This is a genomic window from Pseudomonas sp. S30_BP2TU TE3576 (assembly GCF_050436025.1).
Classification (GTDB): Bacteria; Pseudomonadota; Gammaproteobacteria; order Pseudomonadales; family Pseudomonadaceae; genus Aquipseudomonas.
On sequence record NZ_JBNDLK010000001.1, the window covers coordinates 3,092,299 to 3,110,064 of the forward strand.

A 17,766-nucleotide genomic window follows, 5' to 3' on the forward strand; every position below is an offset into this window, starting at 1 on the left:
TAGTGATAATGCAACGGCTGTTTTTTTCTTTATCGAGGGCCCTATAGCCTATGTGGTACGAAGGTTTTCTTGGCTTGTCGCCCTGGTCACTGGTAGCAGTCACCCTGCTGATGACCCATGTCACAATCATTGCCGTCACGGTCTATCTGCACCGTTACTCGGCCCATCGCTCTCTGGAGCTGAATGGGGGCCTCAAGCATTTCTTCCGTTTCTGGCTGTGGCTGACCACGGCGCAGAACACCCGCGAGTGGACCGCCATCCACCGCAAGCATCACGCTAAATGCGAGACCGTCGATGATCCGCACAGCCCGGTCATCAAGGGTTTGTCCACCGTACTGCGCAAAGGCGCCGAGCTGTACCGCGCCGAAGCGGAAAACCCCGAGACCCTGCGCATCTACGGCAAGAACTGCCCCGAAGACTGGATCGAGCGCAACCTCTACAGCCGCTTCCCGCTGCTGGGCATCGCGATCATGGGCGTTATCGACCTGCTGCTGTTCGGCACCATCGGCATCACCATCTGGGCTATCCAGATGATGTGGATCCCGGTGTGGGCCGCCGGCGTGGTCAATGGCCTGGGCCATGCCATCGGCTACCGCAACTTCGAATGCCGCGATGCGGCGACCAACCTGGTGCCGTGGGGCATCCTGATTGGCGGCGAAGAACTGCATAACAACCATCACACCTACCCTAACTCGGCAAAACTGTCGGTGAAGAAGTGGGAATTCGACCTGGGCTGGGCATGGATCAAAGTCTTCAGCTTCCTGCGCCTGGCCAAGGTTCAACGGGTTGCGCCGATTGCCCATCGCGTCGAAGGCAAGGGCAACCTGGACATGGACACCGCCATGGCGATCCTCAACAACCGCTTCCAGATCATGGCCCAGTACCGCAAATTGGTGATCGGCCCGCTGGTCAAGCAAGAGCTGGAAAAGGTCGATCACTCGGTACGTCACCAGTTCCACCGGGCCAAACGCCTGCTTTCGCGGGAGACCAGCCTGCTGGATGACAAACACCACGTGCGCATCCAGAACATGCTCGAGCACAGTCAGGCGCTGAAGGTAATTTACGAGAAACGCCTGGCCCTGCAGCAGATCTGGGTCAAGACCAGCTCAAATGGTCACGACATGCTGGCGGCCATCAAGGATTGGGTACACGAAGCCGAAGCCAGCGGGATTCAATCCCTGCGCGACTTCGCCGACCAGTTGAAAACCTACTCCCTGCGCCCTGCTACCGTCTGAGCCACAAAACCTGTGGGAGCGGGCTTGCTCGCGAAGGGGTCGTGTCAGTCACCTTTTATTTCGACTGACACGCCCCCTTCGCGAGCAAGCCCGCTCCCACATAGGTTTGTGGCCTGGCCGAAAAATCGCGTCATCAATACCGCCCGGCGGGAGCCGCCTCCCTCGCCACAAATGGCGGGAACTTCATCCAAAAACCCCTATCTCAAAGACACTTCGCCATCCCGGCGGGCTTGGTGTTGGCCGCTATCGAACTCGCGGCATGCCCTTTGAGATTTGTGTCGATGGCCCCAAAAAACCTGCAAGACTCATCTGCGCCCCATTGGCCCGAGGCCGCGCAAACCCTGCTGGCGCTGATGCAAGCCCAGGGCGAAGTCGCACGCCTGAGCGAACGCGAACAGTTGTTCAGCACCTTGCTGGGGAGCGTCAACGCGGTGCTGTGGGCATTCGATTGGGAATCGCGCCGGGTGCTTTACGTCAGCCCCGCCTATGAACGGATCTTCGGCCGCTCGGCCGATCTGCTGCTGGCCGACTGCAATCAATGGCGCGACAGCATTTACCCTGACGACCTGGATTATGCCGAACGCAGCCTGGCCGAAGTACTGGACAAAGGTGCCGTGGAAGACCGCGAGTATCGAATCATTGCCGCCGACGGCCAAGTACGCTGGCTCCGCGACAAATGCTTCATCAATCGCCAGGCCGAGCCGGGTCAACCGGTGATCATCGTCGGCATCGCCGAAGACATCACCGACAAGAAGCAGATGGAAACCGAGCTGCATCGCCTGGCCACCACCGACGCGCTGACCCAGAGCAGCAATCGCCGTCATTTCTTCGAATGCGCTCACCGCGCGTTCGAATACGCCCGGCAACAGGGCGAGCCGCTGTCGTTCCTGATGCTGGACATCGATAATTTCAAAACGATCAACGACACCTACGGTCACCAGGAAGGCGACAACGTGTTGCAACGCATTGCCGAAAGCGGCCGCGCAGCGTTGCGCCGTCGCGACCTGTTCGGGCGCATTGGCGGTGAGGAGTTCGCAGCGGTGTTTCCCGGCTGTACGCCACAGATGGCCCTGCAAGTGGCTGAACGCTTGCAACGGCAGATACAGCAATTGAGTTTCAACCATGAAGGCCTGTCGTTCGGCATCACCGTCAGCCAGGGCCTGACCAGCCTTACCGCCAAAGACGAAAACGTGGAGAACCTGTTTTCCCGGGCGGATGCAGCGATGTATCAGGCCAAGCGTGAAGGCAAGAACCGGATTGTCACTGCCTGACAGGCCACCACAAAACCAATGTGGGAGCGGGCTTGCTCGCGAAGGGGCCGCGTCAGTCACCTTTTATGTCGACTGACACTCCGCTTTCGCGAGCAAGCCCGCTCCCACAGGGAATTGCGTGAAACTTACTTTTTGCGCAGGCGCATCAATTCAGGCAAGCCGATTTTGAGTAACCGCGCCGTCCGGCTCTTTGCCAGCTCTTCGATGCCCTCATGCTCAGTCAGGCGCGCCATCTGCGCCGCCATGTTCATCACCAATGCTTCGCGGGAGTAAACCCCGCCACCGAGCTGGTAGGCCGCCGCAATCAGCTCCCGCAACTCCAGCGGCAGGCGCCAGCGCGTGCGCAGGGCCGAACCATAGGCCGCACCATACTCGGCCAGCGCTTCACCCACTTCCTCTAACTCGTCCAGTTCGCCACCGGCCTGTTTCCATTCCTGCAAACAGCGCAGCAACGCCAGATCGCCGAGACGATGCAACATACCCGCGCAATAGCAGCGCTCCTGATCCAGATCGAGCAGGCGCGCCAGCGTCCGGGCGTATTCGGCGGTGTGCAGCGACAGATCCCAGTAACGCTCGGCATAGTCGGCCAATTGCGGATCGCTGAGCCGGGCACTGCGCTTGAGCGCCAACCCGAGAATCAGGTTCATGCTCTGCCCGGTGCCCAGGCGATGCAGCGCCTGGGACAGGGTTTGCACAGCGGCACCGTGGTGCTGGGCCGCGCTGTTGGCCGCGGCGATCAGTACAGCGGTAACCTGCGGGTCAGTACGGATTTCGTCTTCCAGTACCGTCAGATCAAGGCCATTGGGGTTGAGGCTGCGCTTGACCGCCACCTGCACGTCGGTCATCAGCGGTGCGCCATCGGCCAATTCGCGTCGACGTTCCAGATACACCGGCAATGTCATGCCCGGCGCCAGCAACGGTACTTCGCACGAAACCTCTTCACCGGCGTTGAGCAACAGAGCCTGCAGGCGCTGGGTCAGGCTTTCCATGTTCAGGGGCTTGGTCAGGTACGCGGCCGGCGCCAGCGGCAAGGCTTCACGCACACTGGCGCTGTCGTTGCGGCTGCTCATGAGGATAAAGGACAGCGGCGGATTGCGTTTGCGCTGACGAATACTGCGCAGGACATTCAGGCCATCGACGCCAGGCAACTCCCAATCGGCGATCACCAGGTCATAGGGGTTGGCCGCCAACAGCTCCAGCGCTTGCTGACCATCGGCGCACAAATCCAGCCGCGCATCGCAGCGTACGCTCAACAACACTTCCTTGAGCAGATCCCGGGACCAGGGGTCGGCCTCGGCGATCAGGACTCTCGGAACCGCGGGTAAAATGACAGTCGTCATACAGCTCTCCCTGGCAATGCCGGAACCTTAGCCAATACCGGCCATTCGATACAGCGCTAATGCGCGGGATGTGTTTCAAGGGGCGTAAAAAAACCCGCCGAAGCGGGTTTTTTGTGGATCAGATCACATCAGAGCTCGGAGAAGCACTCTTCGATGATCGCCAGGCCTTTGTCCAGTTGCTCGTCCGGCGAGGTCAGCGGTACCAGGACGCGCAGAACGTTGCCGTAAGTGCCGCAGGACAGCAGGATCAGACCCTTGTCGCGAGCCTTGGCCACAACCGATGCCACAGCGGCAGCGTTTGGCTTGTGGCTGTCGCCGTTTTCGAACAGCTCGACAGCGATCATCGCGCCCAGGGCACGGACTTCGCCGATCACCGGGTACTTGGCCTGGATGGCCTTCAGGCCAGTCACCAGACGCTCGCCAACAGCTTTGCAACGATCCAGCAGGTGCTCTTCTTCGAACACTTCCATCACGGCCAGGGCCGCGGCGCAAGCGATCGGGCTACCGGCGTAGGTGCCGCCCAGGCCGCCTGGAGCGATGGCGTCCATGTATTCGGCCTTGCCGCACACACCGGCCAGCGGGAAGCCGCCAGCGATGGATTTGGCGAAAGTGGTCAGGTCGGCAGCAACGCCCATCTGTTCCATGGCGAAGAAAGTACCGGTACGGCCAGCGCCAGTCTGTACTTCGTCAGCGATCAGCAGGATGCCGTGCTGGTCGCACAGGGCACGCAGGCGCTTCATGAACTCTTTTGGAGCGACGTAGAAACCGCCTTCGCCCTGAACCGGCTCGATGATGATCGCAGCGATGTCTTTCGGCTCGGCGTCGTTCTTGAAGATGCGTTCGATGGAAGCGATCGAATCGTCGATGCTCACACCGTGCAGTTCGTTCGGGTACAGCGCGCGGAAGATGCCGCCTGGCATCAGGCCCATGCCGGCCGAGTAAGGCACGACTTTACCGGTCAGGCCCAGGGTCATCATGGTGCGACCGTGGTAAGCGCCGGTGAACGCGATCACGCCGGCACGGCCGGTGGCGGCACGGGCGATCTTGATGGAGTTTTCCACGGCTTCGGAGCCAGTGGTCACCAGCAGGGTTTTCTTGGCGAAATCACCTGGCACCTTGGCGTTGATTTTTTCGCACACTTCCACGTACGGCTCGTAGGCCAGCACCTGGAAGCAAGTGTGGGTCAGCTTGTTCAGCTGTTCGGTCACGGCGGCGATAACTTTCGGGTGCACGTGGCCGGTGTTCAACACGGCGATACCGCCGGCGAAGTCGATGAACTCACGACCTTCAACGTCGGTCACGGTCGCGTTCTTCGCGGACTCGGCGAAGATCGGGTGAATCTGGCCAACACCACGTGGAACTGCATTGGTACGGCGGGCCATCAAAGAAGCGTTAGTCTTGCTCATTACATTCCTCATTCGCCGCTCATCGGTCGGCGTGGTTCAAGGATTAAGCGGTGGGGAGGTAACTAAGGCAGCATGCGATGATCGACTGCCACAGCTTTCCCGACCACAGAGAAAATTCCGGTTTTACGCACGCAAAGGGACAGCGCTCTCGTGCCCTTTGCGTTTCAAGCAATGCCTTCCCGGCTTATACCTTCGAGCTTAGATGCCCAGGCAGAGGTATTTGATTTCCAGGTAATCTTCGATGCCGTACTTGGAGCCTTCACGGCCCAGGCCCGAGGCCTTGATGCCGCCGAACGGCGCGACTTCGTTGGAGATCAACCCGGTGTTGACGCCGACCATGCCGTACTCCAGGGCTTCTGCCACACGGAACACACGACCCAGGTCGCGAGCATAGAAGTACGAGGCCAGACCGAATTCGGTGTCGTTGGACATCGCGATCACGTCGGCTTCGTCTTTGAAGCGGAACAGCGGAGCCAGTGGGCCGAAGGTTTCTTCCTTGGCCACGGCAGCATTATTCGGCACGTTGGTCAGGATGGTCGGCTCGAAGAAGTTGCCTTCCATCGACTTGCCACCGGACAGTACGGTAGCGCCTTTGGAAACAGCGTCAGCAATGTGCTCTTGCACCTTGGCCACGGCTTTTTCGTCGATCAGCGGGCCAGTGGTGGTGCCTGCTTCCAGACCGTTACCGATCTTGAGCTTGGCCACAGCCACTTTCAGCTTCTCGGCGAACGCGTCGTAGACCGAATCCTGAATGTACAGGCGGTTGGCGCAGACGCAGGTCTGACCGTTGTTGCGGTACTTGGAAATGATCGCGCCTTCGACAGCCTTATCCAGGTCCGCGTCGTCGAACACGATGAACGGTGCGTTGCCGCCCAGTTCCAGGGACACTTTCTTGATGTCCTTGGCGCATTCCGACATCAGTTGACGACCGATTTCGGTCGAACCGGTGAAGGACAGCTTGCGCACGATCGGGTTGCTGGTCAGCTCGCTGCCGATGTCGCCGGCACTGCCGGACACCACGCTGAACACGCCAGCCGGGATGCCGGCACGCTGGGCCAGTTCAGCCAGGGCGAAGGCGGAGAATGGAGTTTGCGAAGCAGGCTTGAGGACCATGGTGCAACCGGCGGCCAGTGCTGGACCAGCCTTACGGGTGATCATCGCAGCCGGGAAGTTCCACGGGGTGATGGCAGCGGTTACGCCGATAGGCTGCTTGATCACGATCAGGCGCTTGTCTGGCTGGTGGCCCGGAATCACGTCACCGTAGATGCGCTTGGCTTCTTCGGCGAACCATTCGATGAAGGACGCGGCGTAAACGATTTCGCCCTTGGCTTCGGCCAATGGCTTGCCTTGTTCCAGGGTCATCAGGCGAGCCAGGTCGTCCTGGTTCTCGATGATCAGCTCGAACCAGCGACGCAGCTTGTTCGCACGTTCTTTGGCGGTCAGTGCACGCCAGGCCGGCAGCGCTTTGTCAGCAGCTTCGATGGCACGGCGGGTTTCGGCCGCGCCCATTTTCGGCACGGTGCCCAGAATTTCGCCTGTTGCCGGGTTGTTGACCTTGATCGTCTGACCATTGTCCGCATCAACCCATGCGCCATCGATGAAGGCTTGCTGGCGGAACAACTGGCTGTCTTTAAGCTGCATGTCGGCTTTCCTTAACAGCACCGTAACAATACGGAGCAAATTATGATTGTAGAAAGGCGCCTCAATAGGCTGCCGTCAGGGAAATCATTCACCGGGCTGAAGCACATAAATAGCGCACTGATTGAACTCGTGCGGTTCAGCACCCAGACAAGAGCGTTTGAAATCTCAAACGAATCCTAGGATCAAAGGGGGTAAAGGACAATAGCCTGTTCGAAAAAAAGAACGAAAACGACGCTTTTGCCCATTTTTTCTGATCAACGTAGCAAACGCCCGTTACGCTTGTAATAAACGTAGGCGATTCAGCAGCATGGACGCCCGCAGCGCATATGAGTATCATGGCGCCCGCATTGCACCAGTAGCTCAGCTGGATAGAGTACTGCCCTCCGAAGGCAGGGGTCGTGGGTTCGAATCCCGCCTGGTGCACCATATAGATGTTTCTAGTTATCTCCCGATGTCTACGAAACACCCCGCAAAGCCCGCCCCGTGCGGGCTTTGTTGTTTCTGGTTGTCTCTACTCATATCCCCTTATATCTTTGCCCTCTGTATCCTAGGGTGTATCCCTATGAACTCTTAGAACTGATGGGATACACGGAAGTGAAGCGATCAGAAATCAAACGCAGACCACTCAGCGATACCGCGCTGGCAAGCATCGAACCCGAAACCCGCGAGTTTCGTGAGTTAGATGGCAACGGTGTGTACTTTCGAGTGAAGCCAGATGGCCAGAAATCCTGGCAGCTTCGCTATAAAAACCAGGCTGGCAAGTGGAGCTGGCTCGGACTAGGCGGTTACCCGCAGGTAGGTGGCGCATTAGCACGCAAGAAGGCGAGCGACCTACGCAAGGAGATCGCCCAAGGTGAAGACCCTCTCGCCAATAAAAAGGCCCGCCAGGCCGCCGAGCTTGCGGCAGCGACCAACACGTTCGAAGCTTTAGCCCGGGAGTGGATAGAAATTCGAACACCTGGTTGGCAAACCAGTACCGCCACGCGCAACGTTGGTGCACTCGAGCTGCACGTCTTTCCCGTCTTCGGCAAGCGGCCATATACCGAGATCACGCCGAAGCAGTGGATGGACTTCCTACAGTCGCTGGAGCGTAAGGGCATTCTCGAACAGATGAGTCGAGTTCGCCGTTCCTGCAAAGAGATCTACGACCTAGCACGCGTGACCGGCAGGGCCATTCACAATCCCTTGGAAGGTCTCAACAGATTCCTGCAGTCCAAGCCAGCCGAAAATTATGCCCACGTAACTTCCAAGGATTTACCCGAATTACTGCGAGCGATCCGCGCTTACCCTCACGCTCCAGATCTTCGACTCGGCCTGCGCCTACTTTCATTAACCGGCGTGCGGCCTACTGAATTGCGCGAAGCGCCTTGGGCAGAGATTGATTTCGATAACGCCCTTTGGAGTATTCCGGCCGAGCGCATGAAGAAACGCCGAGATCACCTGGTGCCACTTTCGCGCCAAGCAGTCGAGGCTCTACGTGAATTGCATGCTCTCAGTGGCCGTTACCCGCTCCTATTTCCTGGTCGCAGCGATCACAAGAAAGCTCGCAGCAACATGGCCTTTAATATGGCACTGCGTCGTATGGGATATGAGGGCCGCCAGACTGGCCATGGTTTTCGGCATATAGCGTCAACCACCCTACGCGAGCACAACTTCCCTCGGGAGCACGTGGAGGCCCAGCTTGCGCACGTCGAGGGAGGTGTAGCCGGGGTGTACAACAAAGCTATTTACCTCGAGCAGCGTAAACAGATGATGCAGTGGTATGCGGATCACCTGGACAAACTCGAGCGCGGCAATGTCGTGACAGTCGACTTCCAAACTAAAGGCTAAGGGATTCAGATGCCTGACTATCTATTCAAGGAATGGCTGACATTTGCTGAAGCAGCAGCTTGGCTTACGGACGCCACCGGTAAACATTTCAGTGCCGATGCAATCGCTCGCGCCGTGATGACCGCACGATTACCCGCTCACTACTGGCCAACTGACGGGGCCGAGATAGGCGTGTTTACTCTTCATATGCAACCAAATGCAATGCATCAAGAGCTGCCCGGTTTGAAGCCGATGGCTGAGTCGCCTACCGGCCTGGATCTGGAGCAAAGTAAAATTGTTTGCTTGGTGGACGGTCCTGTCCCTTTTCAACAGTACGAGTTTTTTCACAGTACAGTTCAAGCTAATCATGTGTCGCCTATCGGCATTTCCGCTTTCCACGACAAGCCGGAGCTGTATGGCTGTTACCGAATCGACGAAAACGACCGGCCAGTTAGTATGTCTTCTGGAAGCTTCCAGACGCTTATTCACATCGCGGATATGGAGCAACTGAGCAAGAACCTGCCCCTTCCAATGCCTCAGCGACCCCACAGCCTACTGCTTGAATCCGCCTATGTAGTCGGCATTGAGCAACGCTTAATTAGAGCTCGTACCTCCGTACAGTGGTTTAGCTACCCAGATTCAAGTGCAACAGCAGAATCTAAATCTGCGTCCACCGATAAACGCGCCGAACCTTTGTTGCGAGCCTTGGGACTCGCCACACACTTAATTGCCAAGCTAGGCACTGAACTCGACGCCCGTGAGAGTGTACCGAGCCACCGTAGAGGCTACACCCGGGGCGCGTCCCCCAATGTCGCAGCGATTGCCAGGACCTTAACCGACATTGCAGAAGAACTTAGGCACGAAGGCCACGGCTTCAAAGGTGATGGATTCCAGAAGCTGCTTAGCGCCGCCCTACGAGAAGTAAACTGACTGTTTTTCCGAAATCAGAAATCGGAATACCCCCCCTCCAGGCACATCCCATTGGCATCCTCGCTCCGTAGTCGAAAACTGCACCTACGGAGTCGAGAATGCATCTTCCAAGCCCCACAACACGCATCACTAACCTCTGGACGCCCGAGCATGCGGCACTCGCACTGGGCGTATCTATCCGCACGCTTGCTGCCTGGCGCAGTACCGGTCGCCACGGCCTCCCCTATGTGAAAATCGGCCGTTTAGTCCGCTACCGCGAGCAGGACATACGCAATTGGCTGCAATCCCAATTGCAGTGTTCTGAAGGGAGCAGCAAGTAATGGCAAGCACCCTTCCCCTAACGCATCGGCAAACAAGAACACCTTGTAGCCTGCGGCGCTACAGTGCCATGGCGTTTCGTTCTTCCCCAGTACTAGAGATGCTTGAGCCATCCAGAATTGGAGGCTCAATACACATGCCTAATACCTCATCCACGCCACGTAAAAATACTATCGGCATTAAGCGTCGGTGCCCCGACTGCGGAGCCGGTCTCGTTAAGCGCAGCTCCGAATCGCAGCACCTGCTGATGTCGAGGACATTTCTCGTTTGTAAAAACGCCGTGTGCGGAGCTACGTTCGCGGGCGTTGACGAGATTACCCATCGTCTGAGTCCAGCTAGTCAGCCAAACCCTGAGATCTCACTACCGTACGCGCCGAGCGCGATTCGTCGAAACATTCTCCAAGAGCTGGGATTACCAACCTGTCAGGTAATTCAAGTCGAGCTTACAACGCTCAAGGAAAAGCGCCCATGAGCGATCTGCCTACCCGAAAATCCACAGAGACCCTGGCTTTAGTACGCATGCCAGAGTTACAGCAACTCACCGGATTAGCACGCCCCACCGTCTACAAGATGATCCACCGCGACCCAACTTTCCCGCGCCCGGTGAAGTTGAATGACAGCGGCGCACGAAATGCGCCAGTGGCTTTTGTACTGAGCGAAGTGCACACCTGGATTCAGTCCCGTATCGCATCGCGGGAGCAGCATGCATGAGTCGATTTGCGCCAAAGCCATTTAGTCGCGTTCAACACATCGAGTTGGGCAATCGCCTGCTTAGGCGCAAGGAAGTGGAGTACAAAACAGGTAAAAGTCGCGCATCGATTTACGCGGACATTCGAGCGGGAAGTTTTCCGGTACCTGTGCCTATAGGACTCAACAGCGTGGCTTGGCTGGAGGCGGAAGTCGATCAATGGATCGCCGATCGCTTGGCTGAGCGCAACGAGGCGAGAGCAACCAGGTCGACATGACCGACTGCTGAAAAATCACCACACGAAGAATCACATCGCTGCTTGGCTTCACGCCGAGCGGACAGGAGTTTTGCATGCCGCAGAAAAGACAAAGCCCCGGCAAGCGCGCCAACGCTGCCAGGGCCACAAATCACATTACTCGCAGGTCGAAGTCTATCACCCCTACCAGCGGCGTGAGCGTTTTCGGTATTCAGGTCGGCTTGCAATCTGTACCTGGTGGGGCATATAGTTTGCCCGTCGCTGCAAATTCAGCGACCGACCTTGGCCGGTCGTTTATCTCTAGGCGCACAAGCGCCCACCATCCGATTGCTGGCGCTTTTTTTGTGCTCGCAGTTTCGTGTTATGGCGGCTGTGCGTGGGACACCTTCGGGTGTGCCGGGTGCCTAGAGTCCCGGTCGGCCAACCCGCGTACAGCCGTCACCATTCCTCGCTTGGCCGCGAGCGGTGATGGCTCCTCTACTCTAGGAGCTATACCCATGATGTACTCGCACGCCCTCAATCCGTCCTCACGTTTCATCCGCGCATCAGCACACAAGGCAATGGCCTTGGCTGCTCTACGCGCAAACTCCAGCCTTGCAACCCGTCTCGCCCGTTACAACCACCATATGCAACTCGCCCGCCTCGCGGTATCTGAGCAGATCGCAGCCATGGCGGTGCGCCATGATTAATCTCGTACCACTCACCTCCAACCCAACCAACACACCTGTCCTCCTATTGGATGCCAGCACGCCATTTGTTGACCTACAGGAGTGCGCAGAGCAGCGCCTGTGTGCCGCTAAGGGCCTTCTGTTCAGCTTGTCCTGCATGGGCATCAATCGGGCTGATGCAAAGGACGTAAGCCGCATCGCCGACGCCGCTTACGTACTGCTGGAAGATGCCACCGACCTCTTCAATGCGGCACGCAAGGCCGCTCTGCGTGAGGGCGTGCGCCATGCCTAAATCAATCTATGCCGTCCTGAAATCAGCTGATGATCAACCAGAAGCGACGACTGTTTGGCCAGTTGAATATCAAGAAGCAATCGACGCCGGCGGCGCCGCCTTCGAGCAATGGTTAAGCGAGCAAATCGAGCCAATGGCCACGTTCCTCGATCGTTGCGTCCAACGCCTACCTGGTCGCGTCATTGAAGCTTTTGAGCTTGCCTTCTGGCATCGCCTAGAGCAGCGCCTGCGCAGCCAGAACCCACTCACGTGCGCGATCGCCAAGCAACATTCCGAGGCCCTAGCCTTGGGCAATCGCGCTACGGCCATGATGCGACTGAGTTTGGAAGACACACTGCAACTCGCAAACAAGGGCGAGCTACGCGCTTGCACCGAGGATGCGGGGCGACACCTGAAAAAAGTAGCAGCTCTGGCCAGCGCCATCAGCCTGCCGGAAGCCTCGCTCTTTTTGGCGGAGGGTGGGGCTCATGACTGATCTGGATACTGTAAATCTGATCCGTTTGGTCGCCCTTCGAGCTCTCGAAGCAGCACCCCACCTGCTCAAAGAATGGCTTCCAGAAGGACGTGCAAACGGTCGCGAATGGGTGGCTCGCAACGATGTCAGGGGAGACCGTCAGCCTGGATCGTTTGGCGTATCTATCGACTCTGGTCGCTGGAATGATTTTGCCGATGATCGCGCCCATGGTGGGGATTTGGTTTCGCTATTGGCTTACCTGCATGGCTGTCGTCAGGTCGAAGCGGCGCAAAAGATCGATCACCGCTTAAACCTCGGTCTATTTGCTAGCCGCGGCGCCGATATGCAGCATTTGGAACAGCAAAAACATGCTGCAGAGAGTGCCCGCTTGGCCGCGAATCGACGCGATCAGGAGCGGTTACAACAAAAGCACCGGGATGCCGCCAACCAAGCGGCGAAGCTCTGGCAGATGGCCAAAGCAGCCGACCGCCAGCACGCCTACCTATTGGCCAAGCAGGTGCCACCATTCAGTCTGCGCCAATTGAGTCAGGGGCGCCTTCTGATTCCACTCTGCTCGGACGGGCGCCTGGTCAACTTGCAAATCATCAATGGCCACGGCACCAAACGATTCCTCAGAGGTGGCCGTGTACAAGGCTGCTATTCGCCCTTGGGCAGGATCAGCGATGGCTGTCGGTTATACATCTGCGAAGGCTGGGCGACGGGCGCCACACTGCACGCCCACACCGGCAGCCCCGTGGTCTGCGCGATGAACGCGGGCAATCTGAAGCCGGTGGCCATTGCCATGCGAGAACGCTACGGGCAGACCATCGAATTGGTCATTGCAGGCGACGACGATCAAGAGACACCGGGCAACCCCGGCCGTGCCGCAGCCAACCGTGCCGCCAATGCCGCAGATGCTCTAGTGGTTTTTCCCGAATGGCCCGCCAGCGCACCCGTCGAGCTTTCTGACTTCAACGACCTACACCTTTGGCGCAATGGTCGCAGGGAGACCCAATCATGAGCCATCCCAGCGATAAGAAGGCTGAACTCAGTCTAGTAGGCACACCCAAGACACCAACCCCAGACAAGCTTGAGCGCCCTGTGTTCGCCGTGTACGAAGAGATCACCTATATCGAAGGTAAGCAGTACAAACCTGGCACCTGGTATCACGGCGTGAAGCAAAGCGGGCCAGAAGAAAAGGCCATTCCGGTGGATCACTGGATCTGCGCACCGCTGCACGTTGAGGCAGAAACGGTGAACAGCGAGGACGGCAGCATTGGCCGTCTATTGAGATTCAACTATCGGGGCCGGCGCATCGAATGGGTCATGCCCATGGAGGCGTTGGCCGGCAAGGCAGACGACGTGATGAAAGCGTTGATGCGCCAAGGGCTGACAATCGAGTACCACCAGCGTCGCCATGTAGCGCCGTACCTGGCCAGCCACCACGCACCAGAGTTGATTATTGCCACCACGACCAAACCTGGCTGGCATGAGTCCGGGGCATTTGTCATGCCGTCTCGCGTGATTGGCGGCGAAAACGTGCGATACCAGGACTCTGGCCGGTCAGTGAACCTGTTCACATGCAAAGGCTCGATGGAGGCCTGGCAGACCAACATTGCGCCACTCTGCCTCGGAAATCCCGTGTTGATACTTTCGGTGTGCTGCGCTCTGGCAGGCCCATTGTTGGCCAAGTTAGGGATTAACGGCGGCGGTATTCATCTGGTAGGCGATTCTTCCAGCGGCAAGTCCTTGGCTCAACTCCTAGCCGCGTCCGTGTGGGGAAATCCTGGCACTTTCGCCGCCTCCTGGGACGTGTCCAAAGGGGGCGTCGAGATCGAGGCAGCGTCGCGCAACGACACGGTGCTAATCCTGGACGAGATCAAACGGGCCGACCCTAAGCGGGTGCAGGAAATGGCCTATGCCATCGCCAATGGCATGGGTAAAAGCACCATGACCCGTGAGCGTGAAGGCCGAGCGAAATTGACTTGGCGTGTACTGGCTCTCTCCAGCGGCGAGCGATCCTTGTCCGATCACGCCGCCATTGGGGGCAATGGCGCACACGCCGGGGCCGAGCTTCGCATGGTTGATGTGAACGCAGGCACGCGAACCCACCGCGCTTTTGATGATGTCCACGGAATGACCGGGCAAGAGTTTCATCGAGTGTTAAGCGATGCCGTGACACAACATTTTGGCCACCTAGGCCCCATGTTCGTTGAGGCGCTGATTGAGCAGTCAAAGGAGCTGCATACCGCCTTCGCACAAGTGCGAAATGCCTTTGCAACTGAGAGCTCACAGGCAGGTCGCGTGGCTGACCGATTCGCAATCATGGCGTTAGCCGGGGAATTGGCTATTGAACATAATCTGGTTGGATGGCCCGTAGGAACAGCCACCAAAGCATGCCGCCAATTGTTCAATGAATGGCTGGCGCGAATGGGTGATGGTAACGCCGAAGACCGCCAAATCCTGCGCGGCATTGCCGACTTCATCGCCCTGCACGGCGACAGCCGTTTCTCGGATGTACACGCTCAGCACGCCAACATCACTGTGCGCGACAGAGCCGGTTACTACGAGGTGGAACTCGACAAACGCCTGTACCTATTCAACGCACCAGCTCTGCTTGAGGCAGCCTCAGGCTTCAGCAGAGAACGGATCGTGCGAGCCCTGGTTGGCGCCGAGGCGCTAGCCAAATTCGACCAGGAGGCCAAGGGCACCCGATTAATGAAACGGTATCGCACACCGGGTGGAGGGAGTTCCCGTTTTTATGTGATTGAGTCCGACCTACTGGAAAGTGCGGGTGAAAGCCAATGCACTTGAAGGCCTACCGCTACCAGCAATGGTGGTTTTTTTGCGGGAACACGGGAACAGCGGGAACGACCCAGCAAGTCCGGGGTTTACAGCGTTCCCTATTAAGACTGGAGAGTGGGAACAAGGGAACACAACTCTGTTTAATAAAGAGCCTTCCCTCCTCCCTTGTTCCCGATGAAGAAAAGCCGGGAACAGCCATCACCTCTGAAACTCCCGTTTTAGAGCTACTGATCCCGCTTTCCAGCGTTCCCAGCGATTTTGAAATCAATCGCGTGAACAAGGAGGGAGCGTGTCGTTTCTATTGACAGAACTTCAGTCCCTTGAGCCGAACTTTTCCCACGCAGCTTTCAGACACCACCGATTCCGAAGATCGGATCGGGCTATAGACCAAGAGGAAATGCCCCATGCAGACAACACCAATCAACCAGGTCGAGCTGTCGCCACTGTTCCAGGAACAGCACGCCAAATTCGTTGCCGCACGCAGCGCCTATCACGAGAGCCAAGAGACCTATCAGGCAATTGTCCGGGAAACCGCCCGGCTTGAGCAGGCCGCGCAGGCGTTAGAGGCTGAGGCCGAACAGGCCAACAACTCGTGGAAGGAAATGGCCAAGGCCCGGCACGCCGACCAACGCAAGATCAACCAAGAAGTAGAGCGCAGCGTGCAGCTCAAGATGGAGGCCGAGAAATACCGTCGAACAGCCGGTGTCCGCGAAGAGCTGCATGGCGAGATCGTCGTGCAGATGGCCAAGGCGCGGGCAGATGTCTGCACGAACATCACCGCTTTGCGCGACCTCTACTGTGATGAGCGCATCGCCGCACTGCTCGCAACTGAAGGTCTACCGGAGCTGTTACGCGAACTGCGCGACCTTGCGGGTGATGATTTCAAAGGCCATCTGGACAAGACCGCTGACCAGGCGGAGCCCATCGCTTCGCCCGTCCTGGATGAAATCCACGCTCCCAAAATTATTCCCGGTGAAATCGTCCCGAAGAATGGCATGGAGATGCGTCGGCTCGAGATCAGCGGCGGTAAGACCACCAGTCACGCCGCCCACCAATAACCCTTCCAAGACCAGGAGAACCCCATGCAGAAAGAAACCCGCGACCTCTTCAATGCCTATCGCGAAAACCTCGCTTCCGAGAACGGCACCACCTCTACAGCTAGCACTTTTACCGCCAAGCCAGCTATCGAACAGCGGGCAGTGGCCACCGCCCAGGAGTCGCACGAACTGCTGAAGGGCATAAACATGGTTGGCGTTGAATCGCCCGAAGGCCAGGCGGTCGGGATCTCTATTGGCTCACCTATCGCAGGGCGTACCAACACCGAGATCAATCCACGTGAGCCTCGCAACCTGCTCAACTTGACCGAACAGAACACCTACAAGTGCGAGAAAACCGAGTTCGATGTAGCACTCCCTTACACCATGCTCGATGCCTGGACGCAGTTCCCCGACTTTTCCAAGCAGGTCGATCGCGCCATTGGTGAGCGTCAGGCCCTTGATCGGTTAACCATTGGTTTCAATGGCACCCATGTGGCGGCGCAGACTGACCGCGATACCTACCCGCTTCTGCAAGACGTCAACATTGGCTGGCTGGAGAAAATACGCACAAAGGCCCCGAGTCAGGTGAAAGCTGCGGGCGGTACGCCGGGCAAGGTGACAGTCGGGTCGACGGGCGATTTTCGAAATCTCGACGCCCTGGTTTATGCCGCCGTGCAGATGCTTTCTCCCTGCCATCGCAAACGCCCTGATCTGGTGGTGCTGATTGACCGCGACTTACTGCATACCAAGTCTCTGGCCAACGCGGACGGGGCAACCGACAACATCAACGAGCTGGCGTTGAACCGCATCCTCACCAGCGGCCTTATCGGTGGAATCACTCACCGTGATGCGCCGTTCTTCCCGGATGCCAAGCTGCTGGTCACGACTTTGGGCAATATTTCGATCTACTACCAAAAGGCAACATTGCGGCGATTCATCAAGGATGAGCCGATGATCAACCAGGTAGGCGACTATCAGTCGCTAAATGAAGCCTACGTGATCGAAGACTATGGTCTGGTGGCTCTGATCGAGAACATCGAGTTCGTCTAACAGGTGTGCCGGCGCGCCTGCTCCTTTCTAGGCAGGAGCCATGCTCACTGAATGCCTCCTTCAAGCCGCCGTTTGCGCGGCTTTTTTGTTGCCGAGGAGTACCTATCATGCAAGAGCTGGATCGATTCATACGAGTATCTGAGGTGCTGCTGTTTACCTCATTTTCGCGAACGACCCTTTGGCGAGAGATGAAAGCCGGGCGTTTCCCGAACTCAGTCCACATCAGCGCTGGTCGAAAGGCTTGGCGAACATCAGAGTTGACGGCATGGCAAGAAGACCCCGAAAACTGGAAAAATCGTCGGTGAAGCGATTCCCGCCCGACATCGAGTAACCGCGCTCGCCGGGGTTCGTTTCATCCTGGCGCGCGCAGTTGTCCCCCCGCCACACCTGCGGGCTAAATGTGTCGCTTTTTCTGCACCCCTTCAGTACCGTCACTGCCGCGCAGCCATTGGCTATGCATGACTCATTCGGCATGAGATAAAGCCTGCAAAACCCTGCACCGTGACGCAAATTCACCAAAGCCTCTCACGTTCGCAGATAGCAGCGGAGTTCCACCCAAATCATGC

The 17,766-nt window shown here is 57.8% G+C and carries 20 protein-coding genes and 1 tRNA gene; 17 read left to right on the forward strand and 4 right to left on the reverse strand.

Annotation, left to right across the window (positions count from 1 at the left end; all coding sequences use genetic code 11):
• Nucleotides 1–50: 50 nt before the first annotated feature.
• Both desA and ABIA48_RS13940 read left to right on the forward strand, forming a co-directional pair.
• Entirely contained in the window at nt 51–1,235 is a 1,185-nt protein-coding gene (desA, locus tag ABIA48_RS13935; RefSeq protein WP_429489353.1) for a delta-9 fatty acid desaturase DesA, read from the forward strand.
• A gap of 281 nt (nt 1,236–1,516) precedes the next feature.
• Nucleotides 1,517–2,506, forward strand: a complete 990-nt coding sequence (locus tag ABIA48_RS13940; protein WP_429489355.1) for a GGDEF domain-containing protein — start codon at nt 1,517–1,519, stop codon at nt 2,504–2,506.
• Between the two features lie 125 nt (nt 2,507–2,631).
• Here the strand turns inward: ABIA48_RS13940 and ABIA48_RS13945 are convergent, their stop codons facing one another.
• The 3 genes from ABIA48_RS13945 to gabD all read right to left on the reverse strand — a co-directional run bounded on the left by ABIA48_RS13945 (nt 2,632) and on the right by gabD (nt 6,893).
• The gene (locus tag ABIA48_RS13945) at nt 2,632–3,846 is read right to left on the reverse strand and encodes an HDOD domain-containing protein (RefSeq protein WP_429489357.1); all 1,215 of its coding nucleotides are present in this window, start codon (nt 3,844–3,846) and stop codon (nt 2,632–2,634) included.
• Nucleotides 3,847–3,974: 128 nt separating this feature from the next.
• On the reverse strand, nt 3,975–5,252 hold the full coding sequence (gene gabT, locus ABIA48_RS13950; RefSeq protein ID WP_429489358.1) for a 4-aminobutyrate--2-oxoglutarate transaminase: 1,278 nt from the start codon (nt 5,250–5,252) through the stop codon (nt 3,975–3,977).
• Between the two features lie 198 nt (nt 5,253–5,450).
• Complete coding sequence (gene gabD, locus ABIA48_RS13955; protein WP_277533448.1) at nt 5,451–6,893, reverse strand: NADP-dependent succinate-semialdehyde dehydrogenase; 1,443 nt, start codon at nt 6,891–6,893, stop codon at nt 5,451–5,453.
• Nucleotides 6,894–7,242: 349 nt separating this feature from the next.
• On the opposite strand from gabD, the gene ABIA48_RS13960 reads away from it, so the two are divergent.
• From ABIA48_RS13960 to ABIA48_RS14030, 15 genes are all read left to right on the forward strand, one after another.
• Nucleotides 7,243–7,319: transfer RNA gene (locus tag ABIA48_RS13960), tRNA-Arg, on the forward strand.
• Between the two features lie 168 nt (nt 7,320–7,487).
• A complete protein-coding gene (locus ABIA48_RS13965) occupies nt 7,488–8,723 on the forward strand; it encodes a tyrosine-type recombinase/integrase (RefSeq protein ID WP_429489360.1) in 1,236 nt (411 codons plus the stop codon).
• Between the two features lie 9 nt (nt 8,724–8,732).
• Nucleotides 8,733–9,632 (forward strand): hypothetical protein, encoded by a 900-nt coding sequence (locus tag ABIA48_RS13970; protein ID WP_429489362.1) that lies wholly within the window; start codon nt 8,733–8,735, stop codon nt 9,630–9,632.
• A gap of 98 nt (nt 9,633–9,730) precedes the next feature.
• Nucleotides 9,731–9,952: a helix-turn-helix domain-containing protein gene (locus ABIA48_RS13975; RefSeq protein WP_429489364.1), complete on the forward strand. Its 222-nt coding sequence runs from the start codon at nt 9,731–9,733 to the stop codon at nt 9,950–9,952.
• Between the two features lie 134 nt (nt 9,953–10,086).
• A complete protein-coding gene (locus ABIA48_RS13980) occupies nt 10,087–10,422 on the forward strand; it encodes an ogr/Delta-like zinc finger family protein (protein ID WP_429489365.1) in 336 nt (111 codons plus the stop codon).
• The gene (locus ABIA48_RS13985) at nt 10,419–10,661 is read left to right on the forward strand and encodes a helix-turn-helix transcriptional regulator (RefSeq protein WP_429489366.1); all 243 of its coding nucleotides are present in this window, start codon (nt 10,419–10,421) and stop codon (nt 10,659–10,661) included. The genes ABIA48_RS13980 and ABIA48_RS13985 overlap by 4 nt, the downstream gene beginning before the upstream one ends.
• Nucleotides 10,658–10,915 carry a helix-turn-helix transcriptional regulator gene (locus tag ABIA48_RS13990; protein WP_429489368.1) on the forward strand — a complete coding sequence of 86 codons (258 nt, stop codon included), beginning with the start codon at nt 10,658–10,660 and terminating at the stop codon, nt 10,913–10,915. The genes ABIA48_RS13985 and ABIA48_RS13990 overlap by 4 nt, the downstream gene beginning before the upstream one ends.
• A 476-nt stretch (nt 10,916–11,391) precedes the next feature.
• Complete coding sequence (locus ABIA48_RS13995; RefSeq protein ID WP_429489370.1) at nt 11,392–11,583, forward strand: hypothetical protein; 192 nt, start codon at nt 11,392–11,394, stop codon at nt 11,581–11,583.
• Nucleotides 11,576–11,854, forward strand: coding sequence for a hypothetical protein (locus ABIA48_RS14000; RefSeq protein ID WP_429489371.1), 279 nt, complete (start codon nt 11,576–11,578; stop codon nt 11,852–11,854). Before ABIA48_RS13995 ends, ABIA48_RS14000 begins: the two co-directional genes overlap by 8 nt.
• Entirely contained in the window at nt 11,847–12,329 is a 483-nt protein-coding gene (locus ABIA48_RS14005; protein WP_429489373.1) for a LasR-specific antiactivator QslA, read from the forward strand. Before ABIA48_RS14000 ends, ABIA48_RS14005 begins: the two co-directional genes overlap by 8 nt.
• Nucleotides 12,322–13,329: a toprim domain-containing protein gene (locus tag ABIA48_RS14010; RefSeq protein ID WP_429489375.1), complete on the forward strand. Its 1,008-nt coding sequence runs from the start codon at nt 12,322–12,324 to the stop codon at nt 13,327–13,329. Before ABIA48_RS14005 ends, ABIA48_RS14010 begins: the two co-directional genes overlap by 8 nt.
• Nucleotides 13,326–15,122: a DUF927 domain-containing protein gene (locus ABIA48_RS14015; protein ID WP_429489376.1), complete on the forward strand. Its 1,797-nt coding sequence runs from the start codon at nt 13,326–13,328 to the stop codon at nt 15,120–15,122. Before ABIA48_RS14010 ends, ABIA48_RS14015 begins: the two co-directional genes overlap by 4 nt.
• A 395-nt stretch (nt 15,123–15,517) precedes the next feature.
• A complete protein-coding gene (locus ABIA48_RS14020; RefSeq protein ID WP_429489378.1) occupies nt 15,518–16,171 on the forward strand; it encodes a hypothetical protein in 654 nt (217 codons plus the stop codon).
• 24 nt (nt 16,172–16,195) lie between these two features.
• Nucleotides 16,196–17,200, forward strand: a complete 1,005-nt coding sequence (locus ABIA48_RS14025; protein ID WP_429489380.1) for a phage major capsid protein, P2 family — start codon at nt 16,196–16,198, stop codon at nt 17,198–17,200.
• A 107-nt stretch (nt 17,201–17,307) separates the two neighbouring features.
• Nucleotides 17,308–17,505 (forward strand): helix-turn-helix transcriptional regulator, encoded by a 198-nt coding sequence (locus tag ABIA48_RS14030; RefSeq protein WP_429489382.1) that lies wholly within the window; start codon nt 17,308–17,310, stop codon nt 17,503–17,505.
• On the opposite strand, the gene ABIA48_RS14035 is transcribed toward ABIA48_RS14030, so the two are convergent.
• Nucleotides 17,423–17,716, reverse strand: a complete 294-nt coding sequence (locus ABIA48_RS14035) for a hypothetical protein (RefSeq protein WP_429492979.1) — start codon at nt 17,714–17,716, stop codon at nt 17,423–17,425. The two genes, ABIA48_RS14030 and ABIA48_RS14035, sit on opposite strands and share 83 nt — an antisense overlap.
• Nucleotides 17,717–17,766: the final 50 nt, after the last annotated feature.

Coding starts and splice junctions, on each gene's coding strand:
- desA (WP_429489353.1), top strand. CDS start 51: ATGTGGTACGAAGGTTTTCTTGGCTTGTCGCCCTGGTCACTGGTAGCA.
- ABIA48_RS13940 (WP_429489355.1), top strand. CDS start 1,517: ATGGCCCCAAAAAACCTGCAAGACTCATCTGCGCCCCATTGGCCCGAG.
- ABIA48_RS13945 (WP_429489357.1), bottom strand. CDS start 3,846: ATGACGACTGTCATTTTACCCGCGGTTCCGAGAGTCCTGATCGCCGAG.
- gabT (WP_429489358.1), bottom strand. CDS start 5,252: ATGAGCAAGACTAACGCTTCTTTGATGGCCCGCCGTACCAATGCAGTT.
- gabD (WP_277533448.1), bottom strand. CDS start 6,893: ATGCAGCTTAAAGACAGCCAGTTGTTCCGCCAGCAAGCCTTCATCGAT.
- ABIA48_RS13970 (WP_429489362.1), top strand. CDS start 8,733: ATGCCTGACTATCTATTCAAGGAATGGCTGACATTTGCTGAAGCAGCA.
- ABIA48_RS13975 (WP_429489364.1), top strand. CDS start 9,731: ATGCATCTTCCAAGCCCCACAACACGCATCACTAACCTCTGGACGCCC.
- ABIA48_RS13980 (WP_429489365.1), top strand. CDS start 10,087: ATGCCTAATACCTCATCCACGCCACGTAAAAATACTATCGGCATTAAG.
- ABIA48_RS13985 (WP_429489366.1), top strand. CDS start 10,419: ATGAGCGATCTGCCTACCCGAAAATCCACAGAGACCCTGGCTTTAGTA.
- ABIA48_RS13990 (WP_429489368.1), top strand. CDS start 10,658: ATGAGTCGATTTGCGCCAAAGCCATTTAGTCGCGTTCAACACATCGAG.
- ABIA48_RS13995 (WP_429489370.1), top strand. CDS start 11,392: ATGATGTACTCGCACGCCCTCAATCCGTCCTCACGTTTCATCCGCGCA.
- ABIA48_RS14000 (WP_429489371.1), top strand. CDS start 11,576: ATGATTAATCTCGTACCACTCACCTCCAACCCAACCAACACACCTGTC.
- ABIA48_RS14005 (WP_429489373.1), top strand. CDS start 11,847: ATGCCTAAATCAATCTATGCCGTCCTGAAATCAGCTGATGATCAACCA.
- ABIA48_RS14010 (WP_429489375.1), top strand. CDS start 12,322: ATGACTGATCTGGATACTGTAAATCTGATCCGTTTGGTCGCCCTTCGA.
- ABIA48_RS14015 (WP_429489376.1), top strand. CDS start 13,326: ATGAGCCATCCCAGCGATAAGAAGGCTGAACTCAGTCTAGTAGGCACA.
- ABIA48_RS14020 (WP_429489378.1), top strand. CDS start 15,518: ATGCAGACAACACCAATCAACCAGGTCGAGCTGTCGCCACTGTTCCAG.
- ABIA48_RS14025 (WP_429489380.1), top strand. CDS start 16,196: ATGCAGAAAGAAACCCGCGACCTCTTCAATGCCTATCGCGAAAACCTC.
- ABIA48_RS14030 (WP_429489382.1), top strand. CDS start 17,308: ATGCAAGAGCTGGATCGATTCATACGAGTATCTGAGGTGCTGCTGTTT.